Raw genomic sequence first — 14,703 nt, forward strand, 5'->3', positions numbered from 1 at the left:
CGTAATTCATTGTTCAACAACAAGAAGAGGGGGCATTTTCTAATGAGCAAAAAATATGAAAAATTAGCTCAGGATATTGTAGAGAAGATTGGTGGTAGTGAAAATGTATCAACACTAACTCATTGTATGACAAGGCTTAGATTCGCACTAAACCAAAATAAAAAAGCCGATCAAGACGCTATTAAAGCTTTAGATGGCGTGATTGATGCGATTGAAAGCGGCGGACAATTTCAGGTGGTTATTGGCACCCATGTTGAAGAAGTATATGAGGAAGTGATCAAATATATAAAACATGCAGAAAATATAGATGATACATTATCTAACGAAAAAAATGTAAGCGTTTTTGGCAAATTAATCGATTTTATTTCAGGTACATTCAGTCCAATCGTTCCGGCTATTGCAGGCGCGGGAATGATAAAAGCGCTATTGGCTTTGCTGATCTTATTTAATGTAGTTTCAAAAGCGTCACAAACTTACTATGTAATCAATTTCATGTCGGATGCCATTTTTTATTTCTTACCCTTCTTATTAGCATATTCGGCTGCAAACAAATTAAAATGCAGCCCTGTACTGGCACTTGTGTTGGCTGGGATATTGCTTCATCCGAATCTGGATCTATTGAGAACTGCGGGTAATAATGTTAGCGTTTTTAATATTCCATTGACACTTGTTGCTTACAGTTCATCGGTTGTTCCGATTCTATTAACCGTGTGGGCGCAATCCTACATTGAACCATTCTTTAAAAGAGTCATTCCTAACGCTGTAAAAATTATTTTTGTTCCGATGTTTACCATTCTGGTTGTTGGATTTATTTCCTTAACTGCACTAGGACCGCTAGGTTCTTTCTTCGGAACATATTTGGCAATGGGGTTTGATTTTTTGGGATCGCACGGAGCATGGGTGGTCATTTTCATAATTGCAACCTTCTGGCCACTCCTTGTTATGTTTGGACTTCATCACAGTATCGTTCCGTTATCATTGGCTCAAATCACGACATTGGGATATGAAAATATCATTGGACCTGGAGCCATGATATCCAATATTTCGCAAGGTGTAGCCGCGTTGATTGTCAGTTGGAGAACAAAGGATACAGTATCCAAGCAAATCTCCACTACAAGTGGAATTACAGGCTTAATGGGAATTACAGAAGCAGCACTTTACGGTGTTAATTTACCTAAAAAATATCCTCTTGTTGCGGCTATGATTGGATCCGCTGCTGGAGGGCTTTACGCAGGGGTTATGGAAGTTTCACGTTATGCAACAGGTTCATCAGGGCTTCCAGCTATTCCGCTTTATATTGGAGAAAACATTTGGAATTTCTATAATATACTCATCGCATTATTAATTACAACGGTTATAACTGCAGTGCTTACCTATTTATTAACCTTAAAATATGAGAAAGAAACGTCTGAGCAGAATAAAGTCACCACAAACGATAAAATCATCACACTTAAAAATACGGTTATTACAAGTCCTATCAAAGGTGAAATGATTCCATTGAAGGATGTTCAAGATGCGGCCTTCTCCACAGAAGCAATGGGAAAAGGAGTTGCCATTGAGCCAAGCGAAGGAAAAGTGGTCGCTCCTTTTGATGGGAAAATTGTTTCGCTGTTTCCCAAGAAACACGCAATCGGTTTACTCTCCGATGATGGGGTTGAAATACTCATCCATATAGGATTGAACACCGTTAAACTGAATGGGAAGTACTTTGAAGCTCATGTTGAAGAGGGTCAGAGAATTACCAAGGGACAGACACTAATCACGTTTGATTTGGAGAAAATCAGAGAGGAAGGATATGTTACCCAGACCCCGGTGATCGTTACGAATACTTACAGTTATGCTGATGTGCTAACTAATAACAGTAGTGCAGTCACTGATTTTAACAATGAGTTGTTAGTCCTAATAGTGTAACCATATCAAATTCAAGGAGTGGATTATAAATGACTTTAGTCAAAGACTTTTTATGGGGAGGAGCAACTGCTGCAAACCAATGTGAAGGTGGATATTTGGAAGGGAATAAGGGATTGTCAACCGTCGATGTTATACCCGCAGGACAGGATCGCGTTTCTGTAATGAAAGGTAAGATGAAAATGATGGAATGTGATGATGAACATTTCTATCCAAGCCATGAAGCCATCGACTTTTATCATAATTATAAGGAAGACATTGCTTTATTTGCAGAAATGGGCTTCAAATGCTTCCGCTTATCTATTGCATGGACACGAATCTATCCAAATGGGGATGATCCATTACCCAACGAAGAAGGTTTGAAGTTCTACGATGATGTTTTTGATGAGTGTTTAAAATATAATATAGAGCCTTTAGTAACGATCACTCACTTTGATGTGCCGATGCATTTGGTAAAAACCATCGGTTCTTGGAGAAGCCGTAAAATGGTTGATTATTATGAAAGACTATGCGAAACGCTATTCACTCGCTACAAAGATAAAGTGAAGTATTGGCTAACTTTTAATGAAATCAATATGTTATTACACCTACCATTCGGGAGCTCAGGATTGGTGTTTGATGAAGATGAAGATGAAGAAGCTGTGAAGTATCAGGCAGCTCATCACCAATTGGTCGCGAGTGCTAAAGCTACTGAAATTGCACGCAAAATAAATTCCGAATTCAAGATAGGATGTATGTTGGCGGGTGCCAGCACTTATCCCTATACTTGCGCTCCTGAAGACGTATGGAAAGCCATAACAAGGGATCGAGAGCATTACTTCTTTGTGGATGTACAATCTCGTGGTGAATACCCGAATTATGCCAAAAAAATGTTCGAAAGAATGAATATACATCTGAAAAAGGAAGATGATGATGAGGAGCTTCTGAAAAATAATACAGTTGACTTCGTTTCATTTAGTTACTATGGTTCGCGATTAACAAGTGCCGACCCAGCAGTTAATACTCAAACCGCTGCCAATCTCTTTCCGACATTACGAAATCCCCATTTAAAAAGAAGTGAATGGGGCTGGCAAATTGACCCACTCGGGCTGAGAATTACATTAAATGCATTGTATGATCGCTATCAAAAACCATTATTTATTGTCGAGAATGGGTTGGGAGCTGCGGACAAGCCTGATGAAAATGGATGTATCTCGGATGATTACAGAATCGAGTATATTCGTGAACATATCCGAGCATTTAAAGCTGCTGTAAAAGAAGATGGCGTAGAGTTGCTAGGATATACAACCTGGGGGTGCATTGATTTAGTAAGCTCAAGCTCTGGAGAAATGAACAAAAGATACGGTTTCATCTACGTGGATAAAGATGACCAGGGAAATGGTACGTTAAGTCGTAGTAGGAAAAAGTCCTTTAATTGGTATAAGAAAGTAATTAGTAGCAATGGAGAAGATTTAGACTAAGTTTATACAGCCATAGCTAGTTGATGATGGAATCACAGTCGACCAGATGTGACGCTTACAAACTTTTTCTAAACAAGACCCTTAATTTAAAATGCGATATATTCTCTTGTTCTCACTAACATGAGCAAGTCTTCTTGTGGTAAGCATTTTCTTGTTATTCGGGATCGTGTTCTCAATAGGAAATAAAGTTATGAATTTAAGTACAAAACATGGAGCGGGTGCCGCTTCATGTTTTTGTACTGTGCCGGGTATGGGCCTTATCTCTAGTGTTCAAGTTCCGAATGCGAGAACAATATTCAAAACCCTACCCTCATCACAAAATTAGGATGAGAATTTTGTTTGAATAACCTCAGTACAAGAAATTACTCGATTTACTAGATTTGTTGGGAATGCAATTTAAAAATTTCTATCTAACAATATCCCAGTTTGTTCTGCCATGACACGAGGGGGGACTGACATTCCATTCTTAAACCACCATTCTACGATCCCCACGACCGCGGCCCCAAAAAATTGAAGAATGACATCTTCACTTAAGCCTTGATTTTTTCCTTCTGTTACATCGACTTCTACCTTGTACTCCTGGACGACTAAATCAAGGAATTGAGTACGAAAATAAGCTGAACTTTTCGTGTTAAGCATAGTTGAAAAAAACAAATGATTGTCTGCAAAGTATTCGAACCAGACATAATTTCCTTCTTGAAAACTCATTTCAGATGCTGAGTGGCAAAGTTCACGGAGATTGTTTATATGTTCTTCAATTATCTTATCTAATAAGTCAAATTTATCCATGTAATGGAGATAGATTGTTCCTCGATTAACATTTGCCCTGTCTGAAATATCGCGAATTGTAATGTCATCAAAGTTTTTTTCAGTCATCAGTTCAAGTATTGCTTTCTTTATGGCTTCTTGAGATTTGAGTACTCTTCTGTCCACTTTAGTCATTTTTAAAGTCCCCTTACTGAGATAATCGGCAATTATTAATAATTTGTTGAGTAATCTACACATCGAGAGAAATTGATTATTGCAAGCATTTTGTTTCCGTTTAGAATTATAAACGTAAGTTGATTAAACAATCAATGTTCATTTTTTATTTGGAGTTATCTAAACTCAATGATCAGTACGCGTACCCGTTCTGAGGCAAGTCAAGATCGCACCAAACGAAAGGAAGGAACCATGAAATGGATTATACGAAACTTGGAAATACTGGCTTGGATGTATCCCGGATTTGTCTTGGTTGTATGGGTTTTGGAGACGCACGAAAAGGTCATCATCGATGGGTACTTGATGAAGAACGCGCTCGTCCGATCATAAAAAAAGCTCTGGAGCTTGGAATCAATTTTTTTGATTCTGCAAACGTGTACGCTGAAGGGACAAGTGAGGAAATAATTGGAGGTGTATTAAAGGATTTTTCGAACCGTGATGAAATTGTCATCGCGACTAAAATACATGGACGAATGCATCAAGGACCCAATGGCGCTGGACTTTCCCGCAAGGCGATCATGAGCGAAATCGATAAGAGCCTTAAGAGATTGAAAACCGACTACGTCGATCTGTATCAAATTCATCGTTGGGATTATAACACGCCTATCGAAGAGACGATGGAGGCATTGCACGATATAGTTAAGGCTGGTAAGGCAAGATACATCGGAGCCTCTGCAATGTGGGCATGGCAGTTTGAGAAAGCTTTACATATAGCTGAGAAGAATGGGTGGACCCGATTTGTATCAATGCAGAATCATTTAAATCTCATTTACCGTGAAGAGGAGCGAGAGATGCTCCCACTTTGTAAGGAAGAAAAAATTGGGGTCATTCCTTATAGCCCGCTCGCAGGAGGAAGATTGGCGCGGGAGACAACAACACATCGTGCCGAAACTGATGAAATTGCAAAACAAAAATATGATGCAACAACAGATGCGGATCAATTGGTGGTGAACCGGGTTGCGAGTTTGGCAGAGAAACATGGTGTTCGCCGGGTTCACATCGCACTTGCGTGGCTTCTGCATAAAGAACCGGTAACCGCTCCTATTGTCGGTGCGACAAAAATATCCCAGCTCGAAGATGCAGAAGCTGCTCTATCTATTCAATTAACTGCTGAAGAAATTGCGTTTTTGGAAGAACCATATGTACCGCACCGAATCGTTGGTCATTTTTAAATTCATATAAATTGGTGTCGCACGGTCTCTTTGATAAGAGAGATGCACATGAGTTTTTGTGTCAGCTCGTCGTCATTAGACATAAACTCACAATAAAGGAGAATAAATTATGCCTGTAATTACAATTGAAGCAGCTAAATTAACTAAAGAGCAAAAAAGAAAGTTAGTAAAAGACCTTACTACATCAGCTTCAACTATCATGAATATACCTGAACAAGCATTCTTTGTGTTCGTAAGGGAAAATGAACTAGATAATATAGGTGTTGCAGGACGGATTTTAGCAGACAAAGCTGTAAATAGTCCACTGAAAAATGAGGAGTAAAATAGTTAACTTGGTAATACCGGATTAGAAGTACATCGTCTTTGTCATGGCTGTTTGAGCTTTGGTGAGCAGGTCGTGATTCCCATCAATGAGTACTAAATAAAGAACACAGTTGCCCAATTATTAAACTAGCTCTTGAACTTGGTATCCATTTAAATAATTGATAGAAAAAAAATTCTTGGATGGAGAAAATTTAAAATGAAAATACTCATTCTTGTTTTTCACCCTGATTTAACTGCTTCCCGTGTTCATCGTCGCTTAACGGAAGAAATGGAGAAGCAAGCTGGTGTTACAATTCATCGTGTTTATGAGGCATACCCGAATGAGAAGATCGATGTCGCTGCCGAGCAGAGGCTATTGGAGCAGCATGATCGCATCGTTTTGCAATTCCCTTTCTACTGGTACAGTACGCCTTCATTGTTGAAAAAATGGGAGGATGTAGTCCTAACTCATGGCTGGGCATTTGGAAGCAAAGGGGACAAGCTGCACGGAAAAGAGCTGCTGATTGCCGTTTCTACCGGCGCTGCTAAAGAAAACTATTTACCAGACGGTAATTTTAAATACACCGTTTCCGAGCTGCTGCGACCTCTTCAGGCAACCAGTAACTTGATTGGAACACGCTATTTGACACCATATATCTTGTATGGTGTAATGCAACACCTGTCAGATGAGGAGCTAGAGCAAAGTGCCAAGGATTATGTGGCTTATGCGCTGAATCCTAAACTTGTCTAGAAGAATGGTGATGCTAAGCCTGTTGGCTTCATCATAGAGACGGGAATTGGAGGTTACCGCGTCGCAATTATCGTCATTCTTTCAGTGGGTCTTATTCATCCACAAAAAAAACAAGCAGGAGGCACAGTTATGAATCGAATTGAAAAGAGTGAAGAAACATTTAAACAGCTATTTGGTAATGGAATGCCGGGAGCATACGCTACTGATCCTGATTTTCAGGACATCCTGAGCCGTTTTATTTTTGGGGAAGTTTTTTATCAAGGGAAGTTGGACGATAAACAACGTGAGCTTATCACTCTGGTGGTGCTTGTAACGAATCAAACGTTACCTCAGCTCAAGGCGCATGCTCATGCTGCACTGAACGTTGGACTAACTCCGGTAGAAATTAAAGAGGCCATTTACCATTGTGCCCCTTATTTAGGATTCCCTAAAACGCTAAATGCCATCGCGGAGATTAATGAGGTTTTCCAATCCAGAAATATCGAGTTACCTCTCGAAAGTCAAAAGCAGGTTGAAGAAGAGAATCGGTTAGACAAAGGCCTTGCAGTGCAGGTAGAAATCTTTGGCGATATCATTGAAAAGAACAGGAAGAATGTCCCATACAATCAAAAGCATATACAGGACTATCTTTCTGCCTTCTGTTTTGGTGACTTCTATACTCGTGGAGGCCTTGATCTGAAAACACGGGAGTTGCTGACCCTCTGTATTGTGAGTAGTCTCGGCGGTTGTGAAAGTCAAGTCAAGGCACATGTGCAAGGCAACCTGAATGTAGGCAATGACAAGGATATGATGATCACGGCCATCACTCATTGCCTTCCTTATATGGGTTTTCCGAGAACATTAAATGCTTTGAGTTGTGTGAATGAAATCATTCCAGAATAGAAAGAGAAATTAAGCGAAAAAATAGATTTTTTTTATAGATGAAAGTGTACCTAAAATTAAGAAAGGATGTTTATCTAAAATGTCAAATATTCAAGAAAAAGTAGTTATTATTACAGGAGCGTCCAGCGGTATTGGAGAAGCAGCTGCAAAAGAACTGGCATCCAAAGGAGCAAAATTGGTTCTTGCCGCTCGCCGCGAAGACCGGTTAAAGAAATTACAAGATGAAATTGAACAAAGCGGCGGACAAGCTATATATAAAGTGACGGATGTAAGTTCGCACCAACAAATGGAGGATCTTGCTGCATATGCGCTTAACGAGTTTGGAAAAATTGATGTTTTAGTCAATAATGCTGGAATCATGCCGCAGGCTTTTCTTGCTTTGAAAAAGGTTGATGAATGGGACCGAATGATCGATGTCAATATCAAAGGGGTTTTGTACGCAATCGGAGCAGTCCTTCCATCTATGAGAGAACGGAAATCAGGTCATATTATTAACCTTTCATCCGTAGCTGGACACAACATCTACCCAGGCGGAACAGTTTATTGTGGTACCAAACATGCCGTAAGAGCAATCTCTGAAGGCTTGCGTCAAGAAGAAGCGATGAGTGGTACAAATATTCGTGTGACCAATATTTCGCCGGGGGCTGTGACCAGCGAACTGCTGGAGACGACAACCGATCCGGCAATGAAAGCGGGCTTGGATGATTTTTACAAGATAGCAATCGATGCAGACAGCATTGCACGTGCCGTTGCCTTTGCCATCGAACAACCATCGGATGTGGGCATTAATGAGATGATCATTCGACCAACAGCTCAAGTTGGATAACGTTAAAAATATAAGAAAGTAGAGATGAAAAATGAAGAACGAGCACTTAAGCCATAGCACACTCTTCCCATTGGGGCAAAAAGTCGAAAAAAACTTTATCGGAGACGCATACTTACAAATGGTGTTTACCGATCCAGCACCACTCAATACAGCAATCGGGAATGTAACCTTTGCTCCCGGTGCCCGTAATAACTGGCACTCTCATCATACCGGGCAAGTGTTGTTAGTTACTGGCGGTGAGGGGTGGTATCAAGAAGATGAAAAGCCAGCTCAATTACTTAAAACAGGCGATGTGGTGAACATTCCACAGAACGTAAAACATTGGCATGGGGCTACAAAGGATAGCTGGTTTGTTCACTTAGCTCTTACACCAGGACAAACAGATTGGTTAGAACCCGTACTGGATGAAGAATATATTAAGCTATAGTAAATGGATTAACACATATAAACGGCAGCCGTTAATGCCGCCGTTTATATAGAAGCTTCTAATAAATCTGGAACCCGCTGTTGCTATTCTGCGAATTATGGGGTCATGGAATATTTGAAGCTAGCACTGAGCGATTGGAGACAGTATTATGCAAACGATCGATCAACAAATGCTTACCGGAGAACGAGCACTTTTCAAGAGAAAGAACCTCATGGTCACTAATTCCATTTTTGCAGATGGCGAGTCTCCCCTGAAGGAAAGCAACGATATTACTATCGATAATAGCATTTTTAAATGGAAATATCCCTTGTGGTATTGCAATAATATTCGTGTTGATCGTAGCACTTTCCTTGAAATGGCCCGATCGGGAATATGGTATACAGACCAAATTGTCATCAGTGACAGCGTAATAGAGGCGCCAAAGACATTTCGGCGTTCGAGCGGAATCCGACTGACGTATGTCGATCTGCCCAACGCGCAAGAAACCTTATGGAATTGCGAAGATATTCACTTGCATCATGTGACCGCAAAAGGTGATTACTTTGGAATGAATAGTGCAAATATCAATATCGACAATTTCACATTAGCAGGGAACTACGCATTCGACGGAGCTAAGGATATGGAGATTCGCAATGCGAAGATTATTTCAAAGGACGCCTTCTGGAATTGCGAGAACGTCACCGTCTATGATTCATTGATCATCGGAGAATATTTAGGATGGAATTCGAAAAACATCTCCTTTATCAACTGTACTATCGAAAGCAATCAGGGAATGTGCTACATGGACCGTCTCGTAATCGAGAACGGAACGATTCTGAATACCGACTTGGCATTCGAATATTCAACCATTGATGTGGAAACCAAGACCTCAATTGATAGCGTGAAAAATCCAATCTCAGGGAAAATCAAAGCAAAGAATATCGGCGAAATCATCATCAATGACGAAGAAATCAACGCTGCCTACACCCGATATGAGCTGGATATAGCAGGTGATCGATTTGTCCTTTAATTTTGATGAAATGACGAACCGTTTGGCCACTAACTCTTATAAATGGGATGTTGAACCAGAAGAGCTGCCGATGTGGGTGGCGGATATGGATTTTGAGACTTCGCCTGCTGTAGTCGATGCTCTGCAAAAGAGATTAGACCATCATATTTATGGATATACCTCGATACCAGATACTTATTATAATGCGGTTGCCCATTGGTGGGAAAAGAGACATCAATATCAGATCCAAAAAGAATGGATTATGTTTTGCACGGGGGTAGTGCCGGCAATATCATCTATCGTACGCAAAATGACCAAAGCCGGTGACAAAGTGCTAGTGCTTGCGCCTGTCTATAACATTTTCTACAACTCCATAAAGAACAATCAACGAGAAGTTCTAGTAAGTGAGTTGATTTACAAAGACAATGGATATTCGATCGAATTTGACGATGTGGAGAAAAAGCTAGCCGATTCTGACACAACGCTTATGATTTTCTGCAATCCGCATAACCCCATAGGCAAAGTGTGGGACAAACAAATTCTTGAGAAACTCGGCACGCTCTGCGTCAAGCATCAGGTCCTTATCCTTTCCGATGAAATTCACTGCGATTTAACACACCCAGGCCACCCATACATTCCTTTCGCTTCAATATCGGAAGAGATCGCCCAAAATTGCATCACCTGTGTGGCGCCGACGAAAACTTTCAATCTTGCGGGAATTCAAACTTCAAGTATTATCGTGCCGAATTCGAAGATTCGTAAACTTGTACACCGTGGCATTAACACCGATGAAGTGGCCGAACCTAACTTTTTTGCGATTGAAGCAGCAATCTCTGCCTTTACGGAAGGCGAACCCTGGCTGCAAGCCTTATTGGAATATCTCATGGCGAACAAGCAATATCTCGAACATTATTTGGCTAGTAAACTTTCGCAGCTCCAAATTATCCATTCGGAAGCGACTTATTTGGCTTGGATCGATTGCCGGAACATAACTTCTAATGTAAGTCAACTGTGTAAATTCATAAGGAAAGAAACGGGGCTGTATGTCACGGAGGGCGCCATTTATGGCGGCAATGGATACGATTTCATTCGATTGAACTACGCCTGCCCTAAAAAACGACTAGTTGATGGATTGCAGCGCTTGAAGATTGGGATTCAGGCATATCAAAGAGTGAATGATTGATTCAAATAATGGTTACCGGACACTCCTCCACGAAATGAATGGGAATTTGGGATAAAGTTGCACGATCACTTAATGAAGTTGACGCCGATTTTGTCGTGTTCACAAAAGTGGAGCCACTGTCCACGGCCGACTGTGCATTGAGAGGGCAAAGCGTCGCGTGAGGAACAATACAATCTAATTCTGGCATTGGGGGCGGATTATCTGGATGCCGCCAATGCCAGCGAACTCGTAACTGTTTCGAAAATCTCTTTCTTGGGGTTACCTTTCTAACTAGAGTCTTACCGCTGCCGGTTTGCAGTCCCAAAGCGATATCATAATGGTTTCCTATAACTTTTTTATAATTTTGTTTCTTATGGTGTTGATCCCAGGGATACAAGGGGAGCCCACTTATGAATGTCATTGCAGCAAAAGCTGTGGCACTTGGAGAAGCACTACAACCAGATTTTGTGACCTATATAGAAAGAGTTCTTGACAATGCCAAGGTATTTGCAGAATCGCTGATTATATGGAGCGAGTATTTGGACTATTATTATTTGATGTGCAGCAAGCGATGAATACATATTTTAGAATCTCATGTATTGGGACAGGTTGCCTGAGTTTGAGGAAATGGAACTTGCCAAGTACATTGGATCAGCTATCAAAGCCGGGAAGAAAAACGACTATTCGGCTATTTTAATTATTGGTCAGCGCAGGAAGACAACGCAGATGTACGTGATCGATGGCAATATCTATAAACTGCTGCCGGATGATTTGTTCCAAGTCGCAATTGATAAGTTAAAGCCTTATCTTTAGATAAGCCGGACTTTGAAGTCCCAGATAGTTTATGTGGGGTTGTTCAATTGAGTCAGTCTGTGAAAAGTTTATAATTTTGTGATCGTAGTTCGTTGTTTTGAGGGTCAGGCAGTTTAGACTATGGATTGATAATGAACTGCAAGAGATAATATTGATTTCAAGCATAAGAGTTATATCATAAAATACCAACTTCAATGTAAACTTGAACCTGAAACCCTGTCATAATAATCTGAGTACTGGCGCATTCTGGGGATTTTTGTTTTAAGGGAGGAATTAAATTGTTAAATGATAATGAAAGAAAAGGAATATTTAAAGCCATTTTTGAAAGGAGAGATATTCGATCATTTAATGGAAAACCCATATCCAAAGATAAGTTAAACAACATATTAATGGCTGGTCATCATGCACCTTCCGTTGGTTTTATGCAACCTTGGGATTTTATTGTAATTGACTCTCAAGAAGTTAAAGAACGATTGGCGTATGCATGTCATAAAGAAATACAGGCCTTGTCCATACACTATGAAGATGAAAAAAAGACAAGATTTCTCTCGTTAAAATTAGAGGGTATAAGGGAAGCACCTATAACGATCTGTATTACATGTGATCCAACTAGAGGTGGGGGACATGTAATTGGGCGAAATTCTATTCCTGAAACAGATATTCTATCCGTCGCCTGTTGTATCCAAAATATGTGGTTGGCGTCTTATGCAGAAGGAATAGCTATGGGATGGGTGAGTTTTTACAAGAAAACAGACGTACGGGAAATACTAAATATTCCACCACATATTGATCCTATTGCTTTGGTTTCATTAGGTTATACGGATTTTTATCCTACAAAACCAATCCTAGAGCAAGTGAATTGGGAGAGACGTCGTAATCTAAATAATCTAATACACCATAATTCTTGGGAATGATTGAAATATAAGTTAATTTCCCTTTTTGGATATGATGCTCACAGAAACGATTGTTTCATAAGCATCATTAAGCAAGGACAAATGAAAAAGATAAATTTATTCGAGATTACAAAATTATGCGAACTTTGAGTTACTTATCTGCAGATTAGAGAATCCAGATATATCCCAGAAAAAAATGAAAGCTTTTTGTTTATTGCAGCTCCCATAGGGCGTAAAGGAAAAAGCCGACGCTTAACTCAGCGATCTATAGAGAAACTGATTGAAAAATACGCTTTAGCTTTTGGAAAGCCGGCTTTAACTGTACATTCTTTACGGCATTCATTCGCGACGAGATACCATCTGGAGAATAATGATGTACCCAGATTAAAAAATCAGTTAGGACATTCCTCAATACAAACAACTATGATCTATACACATTTAACAGATGAAGAAATGCGAAATGCGGTTAATAATATGGATAAGTGATGTAAACTTGATAGAGAACAAAAGTAATTTATAGCTACTTGTAATAATAATTTTTTTGAAAATGTGACAACAAGTTTATACCTTCCGAGGAGAATGACAACAAGTTTACCCCTCACGAGGAAAGTGACAACAAGTTTATACCTTTAAAGAAGGATGATACTAGAAATATGGATCTCAAAAATTTTTTTTGGCTTGTTCCAACAAAAGTCATATAGGAAAAGGGGTAAACTTGTTGTCATAATCTCTAATACGGCAAACTTGTTGTCAATAAAGGAGTAAACTTGTTGTCACTGGACAACTGGACAGTTATTGTCGGGTGATAAAAACAATATCTCATTAATTGCTGCGAAAATCGCGGCTTTTTTATTTTATGGGATAAAGTTCTTGTCAAAACCAAATGACAAGAACTTTATCCCATTTCCGATTTTGACAAGAATATTATCTCATTTCCGACGAACCAATCATCGAAAGTCTCTATTTTAGCAGCTTTTTTGTTTTATCGGTACAAGTTAGTGTCCGGAGTCGACAACAAAAACTTGTACCGGTTGCTGAAAGGACAAGAACATAGTGTCATTATTGATTTGGTATTTACCTAAACAGCTTAATTCGGCTTATGTGTAAGAAAAGTGGACGTATTGGCAGTTATTAATAAGTTGCTTTTCCAACAACTGCCTTAGCAGTATCATAAAGATTATCATAATGCAGAAGTTCAATCTTTTGTTCCGTTTTGGTACGACGCTTAGTTCGGTAAGTTTTTTCGTTAAAGTCTGCCCGACGGCCTGCAACAACGACGAAATGCATTCTCGTCCTGTCGGGTACCATAAATTCTAAAGGTAATTGTTGTGCCGCGTTCTTGTACTTTAGAATAGCTTCTTGAAAAGATGTATAGTACGATTCGAGCCAATCAGACCAGTCTTTTACTTGACGAATACCCTTTCTGAAAGCATCGCCTAAATCACCGTCACTCAAAGTGATTTTCCCGTACCGTGCTTCTAACTCAACAAAGACGAATTCATAACCGCCTGAATTTTTGCCGATTATCAAGAAATCAACTTGGATAGTTGTACCTAACTTAAGCTCTGGAAAGATGAAGGCATCGTGATGACCAAAGTTATAATTTTGTAAAATGGAGGCGATTATGAAATAGGATTTATTCTCTCGAATCCAATTTAAAACTGTTCGCTCAGGCGTTCCATGACTATCTAACATTTCAGCATATTTTTCGTATAAGTAGTTAAGCTCTGACTCGTTTTTCAATTCTTCAATGTCTAGGTAGTTATTTGGAAAAAGGCTCATGAAATGGCGTGCAGCTTTCGGGTACTCTCTGAACAAACTTTTGCGTATCCACTTCCCCCCAACTTCCCAACCTTCTCCGCTTCCTTTTTCTCATCCCACAGCTTCAATTCTTCATCGGTAAGGTAAGTATAGTCTCGTTCGTATATTTTCATATGTGGTCCTCTTTTTCGATAGTATTAAACATACCTAATTTTAGCATAAGAGCTTTAATTATCATTATATAATCAGCAAGAATTACTGGAGCTAATAGTGTTTGGTTGCTCTCAATACCACGTAAACTAAATTGTTGACCGTTCCCAATAAAACCGGGTAAAGGTTGATAGTTATTTCTGTTGAAAAACAAAGTAAGTATTAA

General features: G+C 39.6%; 15 protein-coding genes and 1 pseudogene. 13 read left to right on the forward strand and 3 right to left on the reverse strand.

The window, feature by feature from the left end:
- The first annotated feature begins 42 nt into the window (after window positions 1-42).
- Window positions 43-1,911 (forward strand): beta-glucoside-specific PTS transporter subunit IIABC, encoded by a 1,869-nt coding sequence (locus MHH57_RS12525; protein WP_069011870.1) that lies wholly within the window; start codon window positions 43-45, stop codon window positions 1,909-1,911.
- Between the two features lie 29 nt (window positions 1,912-1,940).
- The gene (locus tag MHH57_RS12530) at window positions 1,941-3,368 is read left to right on the forward strand and encodes a 6-phospho-beta-glucosidase (RefSeq protein WP_342435148.1); all 1,428 of its coding nucleotides are present in this window, start codon (window positions 1,941-1,943) and stop codon (window positions 3,366-3,368) included.
- A gap of 396 nt (window positions 3,369-3,764) precedes the next feature.
- Here MHH57_RS12530 and MHH57_RS12535 read toward each other — a convergent pair whose 3' ends face one another.
- A complete protein-coding gene (locus tag MHH57_RS12535) occupies window positions 3,765-4,310 on the reverse strand; it encodes a TetR/AcrR family transcriptional regulator (RefSeq protein WP_061828373.1) in 546 nt (181 codons plus the stop codon).
- A 236-nt stretch (window positions 4,311-4,546) separates the two neighbouring features.
- Between MHH57_RS12535 and MHH57_RS12540 the strand changes: the two genes are divergently transcribed.
- The 11 genes and pseudogenes from MHH57_RS12540 to MHH57_RS12590 all read left to right on the forward strand — a co-directional run bounded on the left by MHH57_RS12540 (window position 4,547) and on the right by MHH57_RS12590 (window position 13,052).
- Complete coding sequence (locus MHH57_RS12540; protein WP_029515209.1) at window positions 4,547-5,521, forward strand: aldo/keto reductase; 975 nt, start codon at window positions 4,547-4,549, stop codon at window positions 5,519-5,521.
- Between the two features lie 109 nt (window positions 5,522-5,630).
- Window positions 5,631-5,843 carry a 4-oxalocrotonate tautomerase DmpI gene (gene dmpI / locus MHH57_RS12545; RefSeq protein WP_061828371.1) on the forward strand — a complete coding sequence of 71 codons (213 nt, stop codon included), beginning with the start codon at window positions 5,631-5,633 and terminating at the stop codon, window positions 5,841-5,843.
- 198 nt (window positions 5,844-6,041) lie between these two features.
- Window positions 6,042-6,575 (forward strand): NAD(P)H-dependent oxidoreductase, encoded by a 534-nt coding sequence (locus MHH57_RS12550; RefSeq protein ID WP_069011864.1) that lies wholly within the window; start codon window positions 6,042-6,044, stop codon window positions 6,573-6,575.
- A gap of 129 nt (window positions 6,576-6,704) precedes the next feature.
- Window positions 6,705-7,457, forward strand: a complete 753-nt coding sequence (locus MHH57_RS12555; RefSeq protein WP_069011862.1) for a carboxymuconolactone decarboxylase family protein — start codon at window positions 6,705-6,707, stop codon at window positions 7,455-7,457.
- 79 nt (window positions 7,458-7,536) lie between these two features.
- Entirely contained in the window at window positions 7,537-8,283 is a 747-nt protein-coding gene (locus MHH57_RS12560; RefSeq protein WP_069011860.1) for an SDR family oxidoreductase, read from the forward strand.
- A 31-nt stretch (window positions 8,284-8,314) separates the two neighbouring features.
- Entirely contained in the window at window positions 8,315-8,710 is a 396-nt protein-coding gene (locus tag MHH57_RS12565) for a cupin domain-containing protein (protein ID WP_069011858.1), read from the forward strand.
- A gap of 148 nt (window positions 8,711-8,858) precedes the next feature.
- A complete protein-coding gene (locus MHH57_RS12570) occupies window positions 8,859-9,719 on the forward strand; it encodes a DUF3737 family protein (protein ID WP_342435149.1) in 861 nt (286 codons plus the stop codon).
- Between the two features lie 10 nt (window positions 9,720-9,729).
- A complete protein-coding gene (locus MHH57_RS12575) occupies window positions 9,730-10,881 on the forward strand; it encodes a MalY/PatB family protein (protein ID WP_340885527.1) in 1,152 nt (383 codons plus the stop codon).
- Between the two features lie 368 nt (window positions 10,882-11,249).
- Window positions 11,250-11,747: pseudogene (locus tag MHH57_RS12580) on the forward strand (hypothetical protein); the annotation flags it as partial.
- Between the two features lie 204 nt (window positions 11,748-11,951).
- Entirely contained in the window at window positions 11,952-12,587 is a 636-nt protein-coding gene (gene bluB, locus MHH57_RS12585; RefSeq protein ID WP_029515198.1) for a 5,6-dimethylbenzimidazole synthase, read from the forward strand.
- A gap of 162 nt (window positions 12,588-12,749) precedes the next feature.
- Complete coding sequence (locus tag MHH57_RS12590) at window positions 12,750-13,052, forward strand: tyrosine-type recombinase/integrase (protein WP_342435173.1); 303 nt, start codon at window positions 12,750-12,752, stop codon at window positions 13,050-13,052.
- Between the two features lie 645 nt (window positions 13,053-13,697).
- Here the strand turns inward: MHH57_RS12590 and MHH57_RS12595 are convergent.
- The gene (locus MHH57_RS12595; RefSeq protein WP_342435150.1) at window positions 13,698-14,348 is read right to left on the reverse strand and encodes a Shedu anti-phage system protein SduA domain-containing protein; all 651 of its coding nucleotides are present in this window, start codon (window positions 14,346-14,348) and stop codon (window positions 13,698-13,700) included.
- Window positions 14,345-14,500: a hypothetical protein gene (locus MHH57_RS12600; protein ID WP_342435151.1), complete on the reverse strand. Its 156-nt coding sequence runs from the start codon at window positions 14,498-14,500 to the stop codon at window positions 14,345-14,347. Before MHH57_RS12600 ends, MHH57_RS12595 begins: the two co-directional genes overlap by 4 nt.
- Between the last annotated feature and the right edge of the window lie 203 nt (window positions 14,501-14,703).

Origin of the sequence: Paenibacillus sp. FSL H7-0442 (assembly GCF_038593105.1) — a bacterium.
Taxonomy (GTDB): Bacteria; Bacillota; Bacilli; order Paenibacillales; family Paenibacillaceae; genus Paenibacillus; species Paenibacillus polymyxa_D.

Excerpts from the sequence above, each read along its gene's own strand:
- MHH57_RS12555 (WP_069011862.1), top strand. The coding sequence starts at position 6,705 with ATGAATCGAATTGAAAAGAGTGAAGAAACATTTAAACAGCTATTTGGT.
- MHH57_RS12595 (WP_342435150.1), bottom strand. The coding sequence starts at position 14,348 with ATGAGCCTTTTTCCAAATAACTACCTAGACATTGAAGAATTGAAAAAC.
- MHH57_RS12530 (WP_342435148.1), top strand. The coding sequence starts at position 1,941 with ATGACTTTAGTCAAAGACTTTTTATGGGGAGGAGCAACTGCTGCAAAC.
- dmpI (WP_061828371.1), top strand. The coding sequence starts at position 5,631 with ATGCCTGTAATTACAATTGAAGCAGCTAAATTAACTAAAGAGCAAAAA.
- MHH57_RS12600 (WP_342435151.1), bottom strand. The coding sequence starts at position 14,500 with ATGAAAATATACGAACGAGACTATACTTACCTTACCGATGAAGAATTG.
- MHH57_RS12560 (WP_069011860.1), top strand. The coding sequence starts at position 7,537 with ATGTCAAATATTCAAGAAAAAGTAGTTATTATTACAGGAGCGTCCAGC.
- MHH57_RS12550 (WP_069011864.1), top strand. The coding sequence starts at position 6,042 with ATGAAAATACTCATTCTTGTTTTTCACCCTGATTTAACTGCTTCCCGT.
- MHH57_RS12525 (WP_069011870.1), top strand. The coding sequence starts at position 43 with ATGAGCAAAAAATATGAAAAATTAGCTCAGGATATTGTAGAGAAGATT.
- MHH57_RS12565 (WP_069011858.1), top strand. The coding sequence starts at position 8,315 with ATGAAGAACGAGCACTTAAGCCATAGCACACTCTTCCCATTGGGGCAA.
- MHH57_RS12540 (WP_029515209.1), top strand. The coding sequence starts at position 4,547 with ATGGATTATACGAAACTTGGAAATACTGGCTTGGATGTATCCCGGATT.
- MHH57_RS12575 (WP_340885527.1), top strand. The coding sequence starts at position 9,730 with ATGACGAACCGTTTGGCCACTAACTCTTATAAATGGGATGTTGAACCA.
- MHH57_RS12535 (WP_061828373.1), bottom strand. The coding sequence starts at position 4,310 with ATGACTAAAGTGGACAGAAGAGTACTCAAATCTCAAGAAGCCATAAAG.
- MHH57_RS12570 (WP_342435149.1), top strand. The coding sequence starts at position 8,859 with ATGCAAACGATCGATCAACAAATGCTTACCGGAGAACGAGCACTTTTC.